We start from the raw sequence: 17,870 nt of genomic DNA, 5'->3' as shown, positions 1-17,870 counted from the left end.
AAGACGCCGATTATTACCGAGCTAACTATCGGTGCCTTTCAGGTTTAGTGACCGCACCGATCAAACCATCAACCCACCTGGCGGCAATGGCAACGCAGTCTTGTAGCGCACCTGCTTGAGCGCAAAGCTGGAGCGGATATTCGCCACGCCCGGCACTTTGGTCAGAAAGTCCATCATGAAGCGTTCCAGCGCCTGAATCGTCGGCACCAGCACGCGAATCAGGTAGTCGGGGTCGCCGGCCATCAGGTAGCACTCCATCACCTCGGGGCGATCGGCAATGGCGCTCTCGAACTGTTGCAGGGCCAGTTCGTTCTGCTTTTCCAGACTGACGTGAATGAACACATTGACGTGCAAGCCCAGCAGGTCGGCGTCCAACAGGGTGACCTGCTCGCGGATCAGGCCCAGTTCTTCCATGGCCTTGACCCGGTTGAAACACGGGGTGGGCGACAGGTTGACCGAGCGCGCCAGGTCGGCGTTGGTGATGCGCGCATTCTCCTGAAGGGCGTTGAGAATGCCGATATCGGTACGGTCCAGTTTGCGCATGAGACAAAATCACCTGTTTATTATGTTTATGCAGTTTTTTTATCCGCAAATGGTCCCGAGCGCAACGAAACACAGATAAATATTCTTCTACGCCCCGCCTATGATTGTTGTAGGACAAGATTTCTCCTACCCGGAGACGGATTGTCAGCTAGCGCGCCCACTACAAGAAATTCACAAGATAGAGCGTAGAAAGCCATGACCCAGCAGTACGAACCACTGCGCCTGCACGTTCCCGAACCCTCGGGCCGCCCAGGCTGCAAGACCGATTTCACCTACCTGCGCCTGACCGACGCCGGCCTGGTGCGCAAACCCGCCATCGATGTAGAACCCGCCGACACCGCCGACCTGGCCAAGGGCCTGATCCGCGTGCTCGATGACCAGGGCCAGGCCCTGGGGCCGTGGGCCGAAGGGGTTCCCTTGGAGGTTCTGCGCAAGGGCATGCGCGCCATGCTCAAGACGCGGATCTTCGACAACCGCATGGTGGTCGCCCAGCGTCAGAAAAAAATGTCGTTCTACATGCAGAGCCTTGGCGAAGAAGCCATCGGCAGCGCCCAGGCCTTGGCCTTGAACATCGACGACATGTGTTTCCCCACCTATCGCCAGCAAAGCATCCTGATGGCCCGCGAAGTGCCGCTGGTGGACCTGATCTGCCAGTTGCTGTCCAACGAGCGCGACCCCCTAAAAGGCCGTCAGTTGCCGATCATGTACTCGGTCAAAGACGCTGGGTTCTTTACTATTTCCGGCAACCTCGCCACCCAATTCGTACAGGGCGTGGGCTGGGGCATGGCCTCGGCGATCAAGGGCGATACCAAGATCGCCTCGGCCTGGATCGGCGACGGCGCCACCGCCGAATCGGACTTCCACACCGCCCTCACCTTCGCCCACGTCTACCGCGCGCCGGTGATTCTCAACGTGGTCAACAACCAGTGGGCCATCTCCACCTTCCAGGCCATCGCCGGCGGTGAAGCCACTACTTTCGCCGGACGCGGCGTCGGTTGTGGCATTGCCTCCCTGCGTGTGGACGGCAACGACTTCATCGCGGTGTACGCCGCTTCCGCCTGGGCCGCCGAACGTGCGCGCCGCAACCTCGGCCCGACCCTGATCGAATGGGTCACCTACCGCGCCGGCCCCCACTCCACTTCGGACGATCCGTCCAAGTACCGCCCCGCCGACGACTGGAGCCACTTCCCGCTGGGCGACCCGATTGCCCGTCTCAAACAGCACCTGATCAAGATTGGCCAGTGGTCCGAAGAGGAACACGCGGCGGTCAGTGCCGAACTGGAAGCCGAAGTCATCGCCGCACAAAAACAAGCCGAGCAGTACGGCACTCTGGCCGGTGGCCAGATTCCAAGCGCCGCGACCATGTTCGAAGACGTCTACAAAGAGATGCCGGAGCACTTGAAGCGCCAGCGTCAGGAGTTGGGGATCTGACATGAACGATCACAACAACAGCATCGAACTGGAAACCGCCATGACCACCACCACCATGACCATGATCCAGGCCCTGCGCTCGGCCATGGATGTGATGCTCGAACGGGACGACAACGTCGTGGTGTTCGGCCAGGACGTCGGCTACTTCGGCGGCGTGTTCCGTTGCACCGAAGGCTTGCAGAGCAAGTACGGCACCTCGCGGGTGTTCGACGCGCCGATCTCCGAAAGCGGCATCGTTGGCGTGGCGGTAGGCATGGGCGCCTATGGCTTGCGCCCGGTGGCGGAAATCCAGTTCGCCGACTACGTGTACCCGGCCACCGACCAGATCATCTCCGAAGCCGCGCGCCTGCGTTATCGCTCGGCCGGCCAGTTCACCGCGCCGCTGACCATGCGCATGCCCTGCGGTGGCGGCATATATGGCGGCCAGACCCACAGCCAAAGTATCGAAGCGGTGTTCACCCAGGTCTGCGGCCTGCGCACGGTGATGCCGTCCAACCCGTATGACGCCAAGGGCCTGCTGATCGCCTCCATCGAAAACGATGACCCGGTGATCTTTCTCGAACCCAAGCGCCTGTACAACGGCCCGTTCGACGGCCATCACGACCGCCCTGTCACCCCGTGGTCGAAACACCCGCAAGCCCAAGTGCCGGACGGTTACTACACCGTGCCCCTGGACGTGGCCGCCATTGTGCGCCCGGGCTCGGCCGTCACCGTGCTGACCTACGGCACCACCGTGTATGTGTCACAGGTCGCCGCCGAAGAAACCGGCATCGATGCCGAAGTCATCGACCTGCGCAGCCTGTGGCCGCTGGACCTGGAAACCATCGTCAAGTCGGTGAAAAAGACCGGCCGTTGCGTGGTGGTGCATGAAGCCACGCGCACCTGCGGCTTTGGCGCCGAGCTGGTAGCGCTGGTGCAGGAGCATTGCTTCCACCACCTGGAAGCGCCGATCGAACGCGTCACCGGGTGGGACACCCCCTACCCGCACGCGCAAGAGTGGGCGTATTTCCCAGGGCCGTCCCGTGTGGGCGCGGCGCTGCAACGGGTCATGGAGGTCTGAATGGGCACGCACGTTATCAAGATGCCGGACATTGGCGAAGGCATCGCGGAAGTGGAACTGTCGGTCTGGCATGTGAAGGTCGGCGATATGGTCGTCGAAGACCAGGTGCTGGCGGACGTGATGACCGACAAGGCGATGGTGGACATTCCCTCGCCGGTCCACGGCAAGGTCATTGCTCTCGGCGGCGAGCCGGGCGAAGTCATGGCCGTGGGCAGTGTGTTGATCAGCATCGAAGTGGAAGGCGCGGGCAATGCCAAGGATGTGCCGGCGGTTGCCGAACCGGTGAAGGCCGCACCTGCGGTGGAAGCCAAACCCGCGCCGGTTGAAAGCAAACCCGCGCCAACCAAGGCTGCGACGCAAGCCCCGGTGGCCCGCGAAGCTGACGAACGCCCCCTGGCCTCCCCCGCTGTGCGCAAGCATGCGCTGGATGCCGGTATCCAACTGCGGCTGGTCCAGGGCACCGGCCCGGCCGGGCGGATCCTGCACGAAGACCTCGACGCCTATCTGCAACAAGGTTCGGCGAAGCCTTCGACGGCAGCCACCCCTTACGCCGAACGCCACGACGAAGAACAAATCCCGGTAATTGGCATGCGCCGCAAGATCGCCCAGCGCATGCAGGACGCCACCCGGCGCGCCGCGCATTTCAGCTATGTGGAAGAAATCGATGTCACTGCGCTGGACGAACTGCGCGTGCACCTCAACGAAAAACACGGTGCCACTCGGGGAAAACTGACCCTGCTGCCGTTTATCGTGCGCGCCATGGTCGTGGCGCTGCGGGACTTCCCGCAGATCAACGCACGCTACGACGACGAAGCCCAGGTCATCACCCGCCTCGGCGCGGTGCATGTGGGCGTCGCCACCCAGAGCGACGTGGGTTTGATGGTGCCGGTGGTGCGGCATGCCGAAGCGCGCAACCTGTGGGGCACCGCCGAAGAAATCACGCGCCTGGCCACGGCCGCACGCAATGGCAAGGCCAGCCGTGAGGAATTGTCTGGTTCCAGTATCACCCTGACCAGCCTCGGCGCCTTGGGCGGTATTGTCAGCACACCGGTGCTGAATCTGCCGGAAGTGGCGATTGTCGGCGTCAACCGCATCGTCGAACGGCCGATGGTGATCAAGGGCCAGATCGTGATTCGCAAGATGATGAACCTCTCCAGTTCCTTCGATCACCGCGTGGTCGATGGCATGGACGCGGCGCAATTTATCCAGGCCATTCGCGGCCTGCTCGAACAACCCGCCAGCCTGTTCCTGGAGTAAGGGCATGACACAAATTACCCATACCACCCTGCTGATTATCGGCGGCGGCCCCGGCGGTTATGTGGCGGCGATCCGCGCCGGGCAATTGGGCATTCCGACCATCCTGGTGGAAGGCCAGGCCCTGGGCGGCACCTGCCTGAATATCGGTTGCATCCCGTCCAAGGCCTTGATCCATGTGGCCGAACAATTCCAGCAAACCGTGCACCATAGCCAGGGTTCCCAGTTGGGCATCGAAGTGGATGTACCCAACCTGGATATCCGCAAAAGCGTGGAGTGGAAGGACGGCATCGTCGACCGCCTGACCACCGGCGTCGCCGCGTTGCTCAAGAAACACAAGGTGCAAGTGATCCACGGCTGGGCCAAGGTGGTGGACGGCAAGACCGTCGATGTCGGCGAGCAACGCATCCAGTGCGAACACCTGCTGCTGGCCACGGGTTCGAAAAGCGTCAACCTGCCGATGCTGCCGATTGGCGGGCCGATCATTTCATCTACCGAAGCGTTGGCTCCCACCCAAGTGCCCAAGCGCCTGATTGTGGTGGGCGGCGGCTACATCGGCCTGGAACTGGGCACGGCCTACCGCAAGCTTGGCGCAGAAGTCAGCGTGGTCGAGGCGCAGGATCGCATCCTGCCCGCCTACGATGCCGAATTGACCCAACCGGTGGCCGACTCCCTCAAGCAACTGGGGGTGAAGCTGTACCTAAAGCACAGTGTCACCGGGTTTGCCGACGGCCACCTGCAAGTGCGTGACCCCAATGGCGACACCTTGTCATTGGCCACCGACCAGGTGCTGGTCGCGGTGGGTCGCAAACCCAACACCCAGGGCTGGAACCTGGAAGCGCTGAACCTGGACATGAACGGTACGGCAATCCAGGTCGACAGCCGCTGCCAGACCAGCATGCGCAACGTGTGGGCCATCGGCGACCTGAGCGGCGAACCGATGCTGGCGCACCGGGCCATGGCCCAGGGCGAGATGGTCGCCGAACTGATCAGCGGCCTGCATCGCGAGTTCATCCCGGCGGCGATCCCGGCGGTGTGCTTTACCGACCCGGAAGTGGTGGTGGTCGGCAAGACCCCCGACGATGCCAAGGCGGCGGGGCTGGACTGCATCGTGTCGAGTTTCCCGTTCGCGGCCAATGGCCGGGCGATGACGCTGGAGTCGAAAACCGGCTTCGTGCGGGTGGTGGCGCGGCGTGACAACCACCTGATTGTCGGCTGGCAAGCAGTGGGCGTTGGCGTCTCGGAGCTGTCCACGGCCTTCGGCCTGAGCCTGGAAATGGGCGCGCGCCTGGAAGACGTGGCCGGCACCATCCATGCGCACCCGACCCTCGGTGAGGCTGTGCAGGAAGCGGCATTGCGGGCGCTGGGCCACGCGCTGCATCTGTAAGCCAGTCAGCTCCCACCTTTGGAATGCAATCAACGGTGGGAGCCAGGCTTGCCCGCGATAGCGGCGGATCAGCCAATACAGATGTCGGATGGTCCGCCCACCTGCTCCCACACGAGCCAAGAATGCAGTATTGTTGCGCCCATCCAGAAAAAAATCCGACTTGACCAGAGATAGAGGGTGTCATGGGTAACGAAAGCATCAATTGGGACAAGCTGGGTTTTGACTACATCAAGACCGACAAGCGGTTTCTCCAGACCTGGAAGAACGGCGAATGGCAAGCTGGCACCCTGACCGACGACAACGTGCTGCACATCAGCGAGGGCTCCACCGCCCTGCACTACGGTCAGCAGTGCTTCGAGGGCCTCAAGGCCTACCGCTGCAAGGACGGCTCGATCAACCTGTTCCGCCCGGACCAGAACGCCGCCCGCATGCAACGCAGCTGCGCGCGCCTGCTGATGCCGCATGTACCGACCGACGTATTCATCGACGCCTGCAAACAAGTGGTCAAGGCCAACGAGCGCTTCATCCCGCCCTACGGCAGCGGCGGCGCGCTGTACTTGCGCCCGTTCGTGATCGGCACCGGTGACAACATCGGCGTGCGCACCGCGCCGGAGTTCATCTTCTCGGTGTTCTGCATCCCGGTCGGTGCCTACTTCAAGGGCGGCCTGGTGCCCCACAACTTCCAGATCTCCACCTTCGACCGCGCCGCGCCACAGGGCACCGGTGCAGCCAAGGTCGGTGGCAACTACGCCGCCAGCCTGATGCCAGGCTCGGAAGCGAAGAAATCCGGTTTCGCCGACGCGATCTACCTGGACCCAATGACCCACTCGAAAATCGAAGAAGTCGGTTCGGCCAACTTCTTCGGGATCACCCATGACAACAAGTTCATCACACCGAAGTCGCCTTCGGTGCTGCCAGGCATCACCCGCCTGTCGCTGATCGAACTGGCCCAGACCCGCCTGGGCCTGGAAGTGGTCGAGGGCGAAGTGTTCATCGACAAGCTGGACCAATTCAAGGAAGCCGGCGCCTGCGGCACGGCGGCGGTGATCTCGCCGATCGGCGGTATCCAGTACAACGGCAAACTGCACGTGTTCCACAGCGAAACCGAAGTCGGCCCGATCACCCAGAAGCTCTACAAAGAGCTGACCGGCGTGCAGACCGGTGACGTCGAAGCGCCAGCCGGCTGGATCGTAAAGGTCTAACCGCCTGTGGGAGGGGCTTGCCCCCGATAGCAGTGGCTCAGTCAATGAATCTGTCGACTGATACACCGCATCGGGGGCAAGCCCCCTCCCACATTCGAGCCGGTTCTTTCAGTTAACTGAGGAGGGCGTTTGGATTCTCATATAGGGCAAGCCCCCTCCCACATTTACTTTCCGGTGTTCTCAGGCATCGCACGAGAACAACGCCTTCTCCATCACCAACGTGCGCTCATTGCCGTGATCGACCTCACGTACCGTGCGAAACCCCAGCCTGGCGTAAAACGGCTCGGCCGTCAGCGAGGACGGCACACTCAGCGTTGTCACCCCCGCTTCCCCCGCGCGCAGTTCGATTTCACTCATCAGTAACCGGCCAATGCCCTGCCCTTGCCGCGTCGGGTTGACGAACACCGAGCGCACCACTTTGGCATCCAGTGCAGCGGTGCCGACGATCAACCGACCCTGACGGCCACTAGTACCACACGCCGCTTGAGCAGCTCGCGCACCGCGTCGGGCGTAAAGCTGCTGGCCACCCGCTCAATCACATCCGGCGGATAGTCCTGTGCGTTGCTGCCGTACAAAGCCGCCAGGATGACCTGGCTGATTCCCTCGGCATCGTCGGGTTGGGCGAGACGTACGACGGTAGACATATTTCCTCCTGGCCAACGGCGTCATAACCGACACCCCACTATCCACAACTCTCCCAGCCGATTCGGCTGCCCCACGCCCCTTTTCAGCTTTCCCCGCTGAGCGGCCCTGCTGTTTCAGCCGGGATTCATCCGGCACAACCCACACAATAGCTGCACAGTTCATCCCATGGATTTCGTGCCCCCATGCAAACCACCAACACCGTCCTGATGATTCGCCCGGCGCGCTTTGCCTTCAACCCGGACACCGCGGTCAACAACCGTTTCCAACGCCCACCCGCCGACCCCCTCAGCGCACAGCAGAAAGCGCTGGAGGAGTTCGATGAGTATGTCGACACTCTGCGCCGCCATGGCGTGGAAGTGCTAGTGGTACAGGACACGCCAGCGCCCCATACCCCCGATTCGATCTTCCCCAATAACTGGTGGAGCAGCCACGCCGACGGCAGCCTGGTGCTGTACCCGATGGAAGGCCAGAACCGACGACTGGAGCGCGATAAAGGGGTGCTGCAGGTCCTGGAACAACGCTTTGCGATCACCAGCACCATCGACCTGAGCCACCTGGAACGAGAGAACATCTTCCTCGAAGGCACCGGCAGCATGGTGCTCGACCGCCAGCACCGCATCAGCTATGCCTGCCACTCCGGGCGCACCCACCAAGATGCGCTGCGCCAGTTCGCCGAACGACTCGATTACCGGCTCTGCGTATTCCACGCCGTCGACCGCCATCACGCGCCGATCTATCACAGCAACGTGATGATGAGCGTCGGCCGTGACCTCTCGGTGGTGTGCTTGCAAGCCCTGCCCGACGCCGCCGAGCGCCTGACCTTGGAGCGTTCACTGCGCGACACCGGCAAGGACATCGTCTCGTTGGACTTCGATCAATTGGAAGCCTTCGCCGGCAACATGCTCGAAGTGCACGACCGCGACGGCCAACCGCTGCTGGTGATGTCCGCCAGCGCTTGGGGCGCCCTGCACCCGCAGCAACGCCGCCATGTGGAGCGCCACACGCGGCCGGTGGTGGTGAATATCGACAACATCGAACGCATCGGCGGCGGCAGTGCCCGCTGCATGCTGGCCGAAGTGCATCTGCCCGCCCGCCCCTCATTTCAATAAGGAGTCTTGCCATGACCCGCTATATCGACGTCAACGACCTCAGCTACCTGGTTTCGCAAAAAGGCTTGCAAACCTGCATCACCGAAATGGCCGAGTACATTCGCGCCGACTACCTGCGTTGGCAGGATTTCGAAAAATGCGCGCGCCTGGCCAACCATTCGCCTGAGGGCGTAATCGAGTTGATGCCGGTCTCGGACGCGTCGCTGTATGCCTTCAAATACGTAAACGGCCACCCGAAAAACACCCTGGCCGGCATGCTTACCGTGATGGCCTTCGGTGCCCTGGGCGATGTGGACACTGGCAAGCCGGTGCTGCTGGCGGAAATGACCCTGACCACCGCGATCCGCACCGCAGCCACCTCCGCCCTGGTGGCGCGCTACCTGGCGCGGCAAAACAGCCGCAGCATGGCCTTGATCGGCAACGGCTCCCAGAGCGAATTCCAGGCGCTGGCCTTCCACGCCATGCTGGGCATCAATGAGATCCGCCTGTTCGACATCGACGCCAAAGCCACCGCCAAATTGGCCGCCAACCTCAAAGCCTTCCCGGCGATCAAGGTGATTCTGGCCGACAGCGTGGCGGCGGCGGTCAAAGGCGCGGACATCGTTACCACTGTGACCGCCGACAAGGCTTACGCGACGATCCTCACCGACGCGATGATCGAGCCGGGCATGCACCTCAACGCTGTCGGCGGCGACTGCCCAGGCAAGACCGAGCTGGACCGACGTATCGTCGAGCGTGCCCGGGTGATCGTGGAATACGAGCCGCAAAGCCGTATCGAAGGTGAAATCCAGCACATGCCCGCCGATTCGCCGGTGACCGAACTATGGCAAGTGATCAACGGCCAACAACCTGGCCGCGAGAACGAGCGCCAGATCACCCTGTTCGATTCGGTAGGCTTTGCCATCGAAGATTACTCGGCCCTGCGCTACGTACTGGACGTGGCCCAAGCCCTGGACATCGGCAGCGAGCTGGAACTGGTGCCGGACCTGGCCGACCCGAAGAATCTGTTCGCGCGCCTGGCCCAACAGCCGGCCGCACAGCAGAAAAAGCGCGCCTGAAACCGCTCTGGCCTGCCCCTTTGCGCGAGGGGCAGGCGCACTTTTACACAGATAAAAGCCGATTCTGCGCGCGTCACAGCCGAATCCGCTGCATTGCAGGTTTTAACAGCGCAATTCGCGGTTTAGGCGTGGGGTAAACGACACAAAAAACGCACCATCATGACGCATTCTCTGTGTCGCCCGAATCGCCAGAAGTGACAGGTTCGCTGCATAAACAGAACAGAAATACGCTTCACTTTTTAACTGCCCTGACATCAATTACAAAATATAGGGACTGCACCATGACTCCATTGCGATCACTCTTCGCTGCGTTGCTGTTGCCACTGTGCGCCACCGCCGCTCACGCCCAGGAGTGGAAAGAAATCCGCTTCGGCGTGTTCCCCGAGTACCCACCCTTCGAATCCGTAGCCGCCGACGGCAGCCTGCAGGGATTCGATATCGAACTGGGCAATGCGATCTGCGCCAAGCTCGACGTCAAATGCACCTGGGTGCACAACGAGTTCGATGGCATGATCCCGGCGCTGCGCGCGCGTAAGTTCGACGCCATCATGTCGTCCATGGCCGTAACACCGGCCCGCGAAAAAGTTATCGATTTCAGCGACCGTCTGTTCCTCAGCCCAACCTCGGTGATCACCCGCAAGAACGCCGATTTCGGCGATACCCCGCAATCGTTGAAAGGCAAACAGGTCGGCGTGCTGCAAGGCTCGTTGCAGGAGGCCTATGCCCGTGCGCATCTGGCCAAGCTCGGCGCTCAGGTCAAGGCGTACCAGTCCCAGGACCAGAACTACGCCGACCTGCAAAACGGCCGCCTCGACGCCACCCTCACCGACAAACTCGAAGCCCAGCTGAACTTCCTGTCCAAGCCCGAAGGCGCCGACTTCAAGACCGGCCCGGCCTTCAAGGACCCTACCCTGCCCCTGGACATCGCCATGGGCCTGCGCAAGAACGATGCTGAGCTACGCGCTCTGATCAACAAGGGCATTGCCGCCATCCAGGCCGATGGCACCTATACGCAGATCCAAAAGAAGTACTTCGGCGATCAAGACATCTACCACGAATAAGCCCCTTCCCCGAAGGAGGACACTTGCGTGAGAGGGGGTTGCCCCCTCCCACACAAGCCCCCTGCCAACGGGGTATGTCTGCGCCCAATAGAGATCTTCCCATGAACGAATTCCTCAACCTGCAGGGCTACGGCCCGATGCTGGCCCAGGGGGCCTGGATGACGCTCAAGCTGGCGTTCCTGGCGCTGGCCCTGAGCCTGGCACTGGGGCTGATCGCCGCCGGCGCCAAGCTGTCCAGCGCCAAATGGCTGCGCGTACCGGCTACGCTCTACACCACGCTGATCCGCAGCGTGCCGGACCTGGTGCTGATCCTGCTGATCTTCTACAGCCTGCAACTGTGGCTCAACGACCTGACCGAAACCTTTGGCTGGGCGTACTTCGAAATCGACCCGTTTACCGCCGGGGTGGTCACCCTGGGGTTTATCTACGGCGCGTACTTCACCGAGAACTTCCGCGGCGCGATCCTCAGCGTGCCGGCCGGCCAACTGGAAGCGGCCACCGCCTACGGCTTGAGCCGCTGGCAGCGTTTCCACCTGGTGCTGTTTCCGCAATTGATGCGCTTTGCCCTGCCGGGCCTGGGCAATAACTGGCTGGTGCTGCTCAAGTCCACCGCGCTGGTATCGATCATCGGCCTGTCGGACCTGGTCAAGGCCGCCCAGAACGCCGGCAAGACCACCAACGAGCCGCTGTACTTCCTGATGCTTGCAGGCCTGGTGTACCTGGTGATCACCACCCTGTCCAACCGCATCTTCAAGCGCCTCGAACGGCGCTACAACCTCGGCATCAAGGGGATGGCGCGATGATCGAACTGTTCCAGCAATACGGCCTGGCCTATCTGTTCAGCGATGGCTCGGGATTGTCCGGTGTCGCCATGACCCTGTGGCTGTTCATTATCTCCATAGTCCTCGGTTTTTTTCTGTCGATGCCATTGGCCCTGGCTCGCGTGTCGGAACACGTCTGGCTGCGTTGGCCGGTAGAGGTCTACACCTACCTGTTTCGCGGCACACCGCTGTATATCCAACTGCTGATTTGCTACACCGGGCTGTACAGCCTGGAGGTGGTACAGGACAACGCCCTGCTCAACCAGTTTTTCCGCAATGCGCTGAACTGCACCCTGCTGGCCTTCGTGTTGAATACCTGCGCCTACACCGTGGAAATTTTCGCAGGGGCTATCCGCAATATTCCCCACGGCGAAATCGAAGCGGCCCGCGCCTATGGCCTACACGGCTGGCGGCTGAACCTGTTTGTGGTGATCCCGGCAGCCCTGCGCCGCGCACTGCCGGCGTACAGCAATGAAATGATCTTGATGCTGCACGCCACGTCCCTGGCATTCACCGCCACGATTGCCGACATCCTCAAAGTGGCCCGCGACGCCAACGCCGAAACGTTCCTGACGTTCCAAGCCTTCGGCATCGCGGCCCTGCTCTACATGCTGCTGTCCTTTGCACTGGTGGGCCTGTTCCGACTGGCCGAACGTTGCTGGATGCGTTTTCTTGTACCTACCCGAGGCTAACCCATGAATCAGTCCGCGCAGGCCCTGGCTGCATACCCGATCGACGTACCCGCTGCCAACGCCGCAACAACCGCCATCAAGCTTCAGGTCGAAGGCATCCACAAGCGCTACGGCGACCACGAAGTGCTCAAGGGCGTGTCCCTCAATGCACGCAACGGCGATGTGATCAGCCTGATCGGCGCCAGCGGTTCCGGCAAAAGCACGATGCTGCGCTGCATCAACTTCCTCGAACAGCCCGACGCCGGGGTCATCACCCTGGACGGTATCAGCATCGAAATGCGTCAGGGCCGCGCCGGCACCCGCGCGCCCCATCAGGCGCAGTTGCAGAACCTGCGCACGCGGCTGGCCATGGTGTTCCAGCACTTCAACCTGTGGAGCCACATGACCGTGCTGGAGAACATCACCCTGGCGCCGCGCCGGTCCCTGGGCGTCAGCGCCGCCGAGGCGGAAAAACGTGCGCGGCTGTACTTGGACAAAGTCGGCCTGCCGGGCCGGGTGGCAGAGCAATACCCGGCGTTCCTGTCCGGCGGCCAGCAACAACGCGTGGCCATTGCGCGGGCGCTGGCGATGGAGCCGGAAATTATTCTGTTCGACGAACCGACGTCAGCGCTTGACCCTGAGCTTGTAGGAGAAGTCCTCAAAGTCATACAGACGTTGGCCGAGGAAGGTCGTACCATGCTGATGGTCACCCACGAAATGGGCTTTGCCCGCCAGGTATCCAGCCAGGTGCTATTCCTGCACCAGGGCCGGGTCGAAGAGCAAGGCAGCGCCCAGATCCTCGACCATCCCAGCAGCGAGCGCTTGCAGCAATTTCTTTCCAACCGTTTGAAGTGAACCACCATGGAAACCAAGGCCAACGGACCCCATACCTCCCCTACCCTGGACCGCATCGACGAAGCGATCATCGACGTGCTGCGACACCAGGGCCGGATCACCTACGAAAAACTCTCGTCGCTGGTGCACCTGACCCCCAGACCCTGCCTGGAGCGAGTGCGCAAGCTGGAGCGGCGTGGGGTGATCCGCGGGTATGGGGCGATCATCGATGTGCAGATGGTTTCGCCAGGGTTGTCGTTGCTGGTGCTGGTGGCCTTGTCCAACCAAAGCGGGCGCTCGGCGCAAAGGGCCTTCGAAGCCTGCATGAAGGCGTGCCCGCAGGTGTTCGAATGCCAACTGATCAGCGGGCCGTTCGACTACAGCTTGCGCATGCGCTGCCGGGATATGGAGCACTACCGGGTGGTGTCGGAACTGTGGCTGAACAATGACGAATTGCATATCGACAAGCTGGTGGCGCATCCAGAACTGGCCGTGGTGAAAAACACCGCCATCGAACTGAGCTGAAATCCCCGCCACAAGACACCGGCGATCCAATGTGGGAGCGGGCAAGCCCCTCCCCTATTTTTTAACTGTGCCCGCTCAAGATTTTCTTGCCAGGCCGAGCGCCTATCATCCTCGCCTGACCATCCTTCTGCTTCCCCGTTCGCGCCTCGCTGATCAGGCCCGGGATCAGCTTGCCTTCGGGCAGGTTTTTCCAGAACCGACTGGGCAAGTGGCCTTCCATCACCTTGGGGTTCAACCGCGCCGGGTTGAAGATGTGGCTGTAGTAGGTCAGCCACATGGCGCTGTGGGGGTCTTCGACGTTCTGTGCCAGTTGCTGCCAGGCTTCGGGGCAATGGCGTTGATGAATCAATTGCTGGCCGTCGTAATACACGCCGTCCAACGGTGTGGCGATCATCCAGCGATGGCGGCCCATGCGCCCGATAAAGTGCTGGCTGGCCGACTTCAGAATATCGTGGGCCGGTTCATGCCAGGCCACGTACTCCGGCAACTCCGGCCCGGCCTCTGGCGGCAGCGCGACAAAGCGCACGAACGCGTGCAGGTGATGGGCTTCGCGGCTGACCTGCTTGATCCGCCGCTGCAACTCGCTGCCCAGTTTGTCGCCCGCCAGCATCGCGGTGCGGTCGCCGTGGCTGACGCGCCACAGCACTTCATACAACAGGCTCCAGCGTTGGTCGCCGTGGTAGCAGGCGGCCGACTCCAGCAGTTCGAGCAGTGCCTTGGGAATACGCGCCTGAAACGGCCCCAGCCCGGCAGGGATCGGCTCATCGGTGGCAAACAGGTCCGCCGCCTGGGCCTCGCCCCAGCTCACTTGGCTGGGGTCGACCTGATGGCTGAGCAGCCAGCGCGCCTGTTCGCGCCAGGTGCCGAACAGGTTGTCGCATTCCAGGCTGATCATCCCCACAGCCCCATTTGCTGCGGTTGCGGCCGGTCGCGCAGTTGCTCGCGCAGCAACACACTGGTGCTGTCCGCCTGTTGCGGGTGGTAGTCGCTGGTGATGAAAAACGGCTTGGCCTTGGCCAGCACACAGCGCATGCGCGCCAGGTCTTCGAAGCGGATTTTGCGTTCGCGGCGCAGGTCCACCAGGCGCTGGGTGGTGCGCAGGCCGATGCCGGGAATGCGCGCGATCAACGTCGGTTCGGCTCGATTGAGGTCCAGGGGGAACACCTCTCGATGCTCAAGGGCCCAGGCCAGTTTGGGATCGATATCCAGCGCCAGGTGACCGGGGCCTTCGAACAACTCGCCGGCACTGAAGCCGTAGCTGCGCAGCAGGAAGTCGGCCTGGTACAGGCGGTGTTCGCGCATCAACGGTGGCGCGGCGAGGGGTACGCTTTTTGGGCTGTTGGGAATGGGGCTGAACGCCGAGTAGTAGACGCGGCGCAGCTTGAAGTTACCGTACAACGCTTCGGCGCCATGCAGGATGGTGCTGTCGTCGGTGTCGTCGGCGCCGACGATCATCTGGGTGCTCTGCCCGGCCGGGGCGAAACGCGGCGCGCGAGGCTCATTGAGGACCGTCTGCTCGCCGGTGTAGATGGTCCGCATGGCCTGCTTGATCGAGCCGATCTGCTTTTCCGGTGCCAGGGTTTGCAGGCTGGCATCGGTGGGCAGTTCGATGTTCACGCTCAGGCGATCGGCATAACGCCCGGCCTCGGCAATCAACGCCGGGTCGGCTTCGGGGATGGTCTTGAGGTGGATATACCCGCGAAAGTCATGCTCTTCGCGCAGCAGCTTCGCCACCCGGACAAGCTGCTCCATGGTGTAGTCGGCCGAACGGATAATGCCGGAGCTGAGGAAAAGCCCGCTGACGCAATTGCGCCGGTAGAAATCCAGGGTCAGGGTGACCACTTCTTCCGGGCTGAACCGCGCACGGGGCACGTCGCTGGAGCGGCGGTTGACGCAGTACTGGCAGTCGTAAAGGCAGAAGTTGGTGAGCAGCACCTTGAGCAGTGACACGCAGCGCCCGTCAGGCGTATAGCTGTGGCAGATGCCCATGCCATCGGTGGAGCCCAGCCCCGCCTTGCCCTCGGAACTGCGCTTGGGCGCGCCGCTGCTGGCGCAGGACGCGTCGTACTTGGCGGCGTCGGCGAGGATGCTGAGTTTTTCGATCAACTGCATGGCGGGCTACCGATACTGGTTTTTTGTACAGTATCAGTGGTAACCCCTTGTCACAAGTACCGCCCGTAGGGGCGAGCTTGGGCGAAAGCACACTGCCTCGCCCTTCCGCCCCGCCTACCGGCGCGAACTCAGCTCGCGGTGGCCAGCAGCAATTCCTCGATTGACCGCCCTTGGCTGCGCCCACGGTCCAGGGCATACAGCGACGCTGCAATCTCATCCGCGCGGATCGGCAGCACCGACAGCAAGGTATCGCTCAACCCATGACTGGCCTGGCTGAAGCCCTGGATATAGATGCCGGCGTTGCAGCGCTCGTCGGTGACGATGCGGTAGTCGCGGCTCACTTCGAAATCGCCCATGTAGGTTTCCAGAGGGGCGAGCAGTTCGCGGTGCATCTGGCGCTCATAACCGGTGGCGAGGATGACCGCGTCGTAGTGATGCACGGTCGTTTCACCCGTGGCGTTGTTGCGCAGAGCCAGTTCGATGCCCAGCGCGCCGGGAGTGACCTTCTCCACCACGGTCATGGTGCGGAACGCCTGGCGCGCGATGCCGGAGACTTTCTGGCGATAGAAAATGCCGTAGATGCGCTCGATCAGGTCCAGGTCCACCACCGAATAGTTGGTGTTCTGATACTCCGCCACCAACCGCTCTCGCTCGGCGCCGACTTGCTGGAACACCAGGTCGGTGAACGCCGGCGAGAACACTTCGTTGACGAACGGGCTGTCATCGGCCGGCTTGAGCGCCGAACCGCGCAGGATCATGTCCACCTGCACCGAGGGGAAGCTGTCGTTGAGGTCGATAAAGGCTTCGGCCGCGCTCTGGCCGCCGCCGATGATCGCGATGCGCATCGGCTTGCCTTCTACACACGGCTGGTTGGCCATGCGCGCCAGGTACTGAGAGTGGTGGAACACGCGGTGGTCGTTCTTGAACGCCTTGAAGGTATCGGGAATGCGCGGCGTGCCGCCAGCGCTGACCACCACCGAACGGGTAGTGCGCACATGCTGCTCGCCCAGCGCATCGCGGGAGATCACCCGCAAAGCCTCGACCTGCTGCTGATGCAGGATCGGTTCGATGGCCAGCACTTCCTCGCCGTAGCGGGCCTGGCTCTGGAAGTGCCCGGCGACCCAGCGCAGGTAGTCGTTGAACTCCATGCGGCACGGATAGAAGGTGCCGAGGTTGATAAAGTCCACCAGACGGCCGTGGGCCTTGAGGTAGTTGACGAAGGAGTACGGGCTGGTGGGGTTGCGCAGGGTCACCAGGTCCTTGAGGAAGGAAATCTGCAATTCGCTCTGGGTCACCAGGGTATTGCCGTGCCAGCGATAGTCGGCCTGTTTGTCCAGAAACAGCACGTCCAGTTTGCCCTGCGCCTTCTCGCGCTCTTGCAGGGCGATGGCCAGTGCCAGGTTCGACGGGCCGAAACCGATGCCGATCAGGTCGTGAACCGCGGGCGAAGCAATTGCCTGTGTCATTCCAGTGTCCTCTGGATAAGCCCCGTGGCGGTGGGGCGGGAATACCTTCAAGACCTGCACAACAGGTCGTGTGTTGATAGGAAACGAGGACAGTGAAAAAAAATTTAAGCCGTCGACCCTCAGTGCGCATCCCACTCGCGCATCCGCACGCGGCAGTGTTTCATGGCATTGACGATGTTTTTTTCCACCAGAGCGCGGGAGATGCTCAGGCGTTCGGCGATTTGCAGATGGCTCAGGCCGTCCAGCTTGCGCAACAGGAAACTCTCGCGGCAGACCGCCGGCAGTTCGGCCAGAGCGCGCTCAAGCAGTTCCAGGCGCTGGGCCTGATCGTGGCTGGCGTGGGGCGTGCCGGCGGCGAAGCGCTCTTCGCTGTCCAACACCTCCAGCGGCTCGACCTGGCGCAAGGCATTGCGCCGATGGCCGTCGATCACAAGGTTCAACGCCGTGCGGTACAAAAAGGCGCGGGGTTGCTCGATGGGGGTATCGCTGGAGCGTTCCAGTACCCGCACATAAGCGTCATGCACCACATCTTCGGCCACCTGACGGTTGCCCAGCTTGGCGTTCAGGAAACACACCAGCTCGCGATAGTAGTTTTCCAACACGACTCCCGACCATCTTGAAAAAACGCTGCAGGCGCGAGCGTTATCGGGCCTGCAGAAGGGTGCCATTCGATAATGGCAGTTTGGGTGGG

The 17,870-nt window shown here is 62.1% G+C and carries 17 protein-coding genes and 1 pseudogene; 12 read left to right on the top strand and 6 right to left on the bottom strand.

Annotated elements, in window-relative coordinates; genetic code table 11:
• Positions 1–60 precede the first annotated feature (60 nt).
• Positions 61–543 (bottom strand): Bkd operon transcriptional regulator BkdR, encoded by a 483-nt coding sequence (bkdR, locus tag K1567_RS26710; protein ID WP_034098945.1) that lies wholly within the window; start codon positions 541–543, stop codon positions 61–63.
• Positions 544–738: 195 nt separating this feature from the next.
• On the opposite strand from bkdR, the gene K1567_RS26705 reads away from it, so the two are divergent.
• The 5 genes from K1567_RS26705 (at position 739) to K1567_RS26685 (ending at position 6,877) form a co-directional block, all read left to right on the top strand.
• The gene (locus tag K1567_RS26705) at positions 739–1,974 is read left to right on the top strand and encodes a 3-methyl-2-oxobutanoate dehydrogenase (2-methylpropanoyl-transferring) subunit alpha (protein ID WP_220699011.1); all 1,236 of its coding nucleotides are present in this window, start codon (positions 739–741) and stop codon (positions 1,972–1,974) included.
• Between the two features lies 1 nt (position 1,975).
• Positions 1,976–3,034 (top strand): alpha-ketoacid dehydrogenase subunit beta, encoded by a 1,059-nt coding sequence (locus K1567_RS26700; RefSeq protein WP_034098947.1) that lies wholly within the window; start codon positions 1,976–1,978, stop codon positions 3,032–3,034.
• Positions 3,035–4,291 (top strand): dihydrolipoamide acetyltransferase family protein, encoded by a 1,257-nt coding sequence (locus K1567_RS26695; protein ID WP_034098948.1) that lies wholly within the window; start codon positions 3,035–3,037, stop codon positions 4,289–4,291.
• Between the two features lie 4 nt (positions 4,292–4,295).
• Positions 4,296–5,675, top strand: a complete 1,380-nt coding sequence (lpdA, locus tag K1567_RS26690) for a dihydrolipoyl dehydrogenase (protein WP_220699010.1) — start codon at positions 4,296–4,298, stop codon at positions 5,673–5,675.
• A 182-nt stretch (positions 5,676–5,857) separates the two neighbouring features.
• Complete coding sequence (locus tag K1567_RS26685; protein ID WP_034098950.1) at positions 5,858–6,877, top strand: branched-chain amino acid aminotransferase; 1,020 nt, start codon at positions 5,858–5,860, stop codon at positions 6,875–6,877.
• A 192-nt stretch (positions 6,878–7,069) separates the two neighbouring features.
• On the opposite strand, the pseudogene K1567_RS26680 reads toward K1567_RS26685, so the two are convergent.
• Positions 7,070–7,521, bottom strand: a pseudogene (locus K1567_RS26680) (GNAT family N-acetyltransferase); the annotation flags it as partial.
• A 183-nt stretch (positions 7,522–7,704) separates the two neighbouring features.
• Here K1567_RS26680 and ctlX point away from each other — a divergent pair.
• From ctlX to K1567_RS26645, 7 genes are all read left to right on the top strand, one after another.
• Positions 7,705–8,631 (top strand): citrulline utilization hydrolase CtlX, encoded by a 927-nt coding sequence (gene ctlX, locus K1567_RS26675; protein ID WP_220699009.1) that lies wholly within the window; start codon positions 7,705–7,707, stop codon positions 8,629–8,631.
• Positions 8,632–8,642: 11 nt separating this feature from the next.
• Complete coding sequence (locus K1567_RS26670) at positions 8,643–9,689, top strand: ornithine cyclodeaminase (protein WP_034098953.1); 1,047 nt, start codon at positions 8,643–8,645, stop codon at positions 9,687–9,689.
• A 281-nt stretch (positions 9,690–9,970) separates the two neighbouring features.
• Complete coding sequence (locus tag K1567_RS26665) at positions 9,971–10,750, top strand: ABC transporter substrate-binding protein (protein WP_034098955.1); 780 nt, start codon at positions 9,971–9,973, stop codon at positions 10,748–10,750.
• Between the two features lie 101 nt (positions 10,751–10,851).
• Positions 10,852–11,553: an ABC transporter permease gene (locus tag K1567_RS26660; protein WP_034111007.1), complete on the top strand. Its 702-nt coding sequence runs from the start codon at positions 10,852–10,854 to the stop codon at positions 11,551–11,553.
• The gene (locus K1567_RS26655; protein ID WP_220699008.1) at positions 11,550–12,263 is read left to right on the top strand and encodes an ABC transporter permease; all 714 of its coding nucleotides are present in this window, start codon (positions 11,550–11,552) and stop codon (positions 12,261–12,263) included. The genes K1567_RS26660 and K1567_RS26655 overlap by 4 nt, the downstream gene beginning before the upstream one ends.
• Positions 12,264–12,266: 3 nt before the next feature.
• Entirely contained in the window at positions 12,267–13,097 is an 831-nt protein-coding gene (locus tag K1567_RS26650; protein ID WP_198712397.1) for an ABC transporter ATP-binding protein, read from the top strand.
• A 6-nt stretch (positions 13,098–13,103) separates the two neighbouring features.
• Complete coding sequence (locus tag K1567_RS26645) at positions 13,104–13,601, top strand: Lrp/AsnC family transcriptional regulator (protein ID WP_034098959.1); 498 nt, start codon at positions 13,104–13,106, stop codon at positions 13,599–13,601.
• Between the two features lie 61 nt (positions 13,602–13,662).
• On the opposite strand, the gene K1567_RS26640 is transcribed toward K1567_RS26645, so the two are convergent.
• From K1567_RS26640 to K1567_RS26625, 4 genes are all read right to left on the bottom strand, one after another.
• A complete protein-coding gene (locus K1567_RS26640) occupies positions 13,663–14,496 on the bottom strand; it encodes a TIGR03915 family putative DNA repair protein (protein ID WP_034098961.1) in 834 nt (277 codons plus the stop codon).
• Complete coding sequence (locus K1567_RS26635) at positions 14,493–15,713, bottom strand: putative DNA modification/repair radical SAM protein (RefSeq protein WP_040268812.1); 1,221 nt, start codon at positions 15,711–15,713, stop codon at positions 14,493–14,495. The genes K1567_RS26640 and K1567_RS26635 overlap by 4 nt, the downstream gene beginning before the upstream one ends.
• Positions 15,714–15,841: 128 nt before the next feature.
• Positions 15,842–17,179: a lysine N(6)-hydroxylase/L-ornithine N(5)-oxygenase family protein gene (locus K1567_RS26630; protein WP_220699007.1), complete on the bottom strand. Its 1,338-nt coding sequence runs from the start codon at positions 17,177–17,179 to the stop codon at positions 15,842–15,844.
• Between the two features lie 119 nt (positions 17,180–17,298).
• Positions 17,299–17,781 carry a sigma-70 family RNA polymerase sigma factor gene (locus tag K1567_RS26625; protein WP_034098965.1) on the bottom strand — a complete coding sequence of 161 codons (483 nt, stop codon included), beginning with the start codon at positions 17,779–17,781 and terminating at the stop codon, positions 17,299–17,301.
• Positions 17,782–17,870: the final 89 nt, after the last annotated feature.

This window comes from Pseudomonas sp. S5F11 (genome assembly GCF_019641515.1).
Lineage (GTDB): Bacteria > Pseudomonadota > Gammaproteobacteria > Pseudomonadales > Pseudomonadaceae > Aquipseudomonas > Aquipseudomonas rhodesiae.
This window is presented reverse-complemented; position numbering and strand designations above follow the sequence as displayed.

Coding starts and splice junctions, on each gene's coding strand:
- bkdR (WP_034098945.1), bottom strand. CDS start 543: ATGCGCAAACTGGACCGTACCGATATCGGCATTCTCAACGCCCTTCAG.
- K1567_RS26705 (WP_220699011.1), top strand. CDS start 739: ATGACCCAGCAGTACGAACCACTGCGCCTGCACGTTCCCGAACCCTCG.
- K1567_RS26700 (WP_034098947.1), top strand. CDS start 1,976: ATGAACGATCACAACAACAGCATCGAACTGGAAACCGCCATGACCACC.
- K1567_RS26695 (WP_034098948.1), top strand. CDS start 3,035: ATGGGCACGCACGTTATCAAGATGCCGGACATTGGCGAAGGCATCGCG.
- lpdA (WP_220699010.1), top strand. CDS start 4,296: ATGACACAAATTACCCATACCACCCTGCTGATTATCGGCGGCGGCCCC.
- K1567_RS26685 (WP_034098950.1), top strand. CDS start 5,858: ATGGGTAACGAAAGCATCAATTGGGACAAGCTGGGTTTTGACTACATC.
- ctlX (WP_220699009.1), top strand. CDS start 7,705: ATGCAAACCACCAACACCGTCCTGATGATTCGCCCGGCGCGCTTTGCC.
- K1567_RS26670 (WP_034098953.1), top strand. CDS start 8,643: ATGACCCGCTATATCGACGTCAACGACCTCAGCTACCTGGTTTCGCAA.
- K1567_RS26665 (WP_034098955.1), top strand. CDS start 9,971: ATGACTCCATTGCGATCACTCTTCGCTGCGTTGCTGTTGCCACTGTGC.
- K1567_RS26660 (WP_034111007.1), top strand. CDS start 10,852: ATGAACGAATTCCTCAACCTGCAGGGCTACGGCCCGATGCTGGCCCAG.
- K1567_RS26655 (WP_220699008.1), top strand. CDS start 11,550: ATGATCGAACTGTTCCAGCAATACGGCCTGGCCTATCTGTTCAGCGAT.
- K1567_RS26650 (WP_198712397.1), top strand. CDS start 12,267: ATGAATCAGTCCGCGCAGGCCCTGGCTGCATACCCGATCGACGTACCC.
- K1567_RS26645 (WP_034098959.1), top strand. CDS start 13,104: ATGGAAACCAAGGCCAACGGACCCCATACCTCCCCTACCCTGGACCGC.
- K1567_RS26640 (WP_034098961.1), bottom strand. CDS start 14,496: ATGATCAGCCTGGAATGCGACAACCTGTTCGGCACCTGGCGCGAACAG.
- K1567_RS26635 (WP_040268812.1), bottom strand. CDS start 15,713: ATGCAGTTGATCGAAAAACTCAGCATCCTCGCCGACGCCGCCAAGTAC.
- K1567_RS26630 (WP_220699007.1), bottom strand. CDS start 17,179: ATGACACAGGCAATTGCTTCGCCCGCGGTTCACGACCTGATCGGCATC.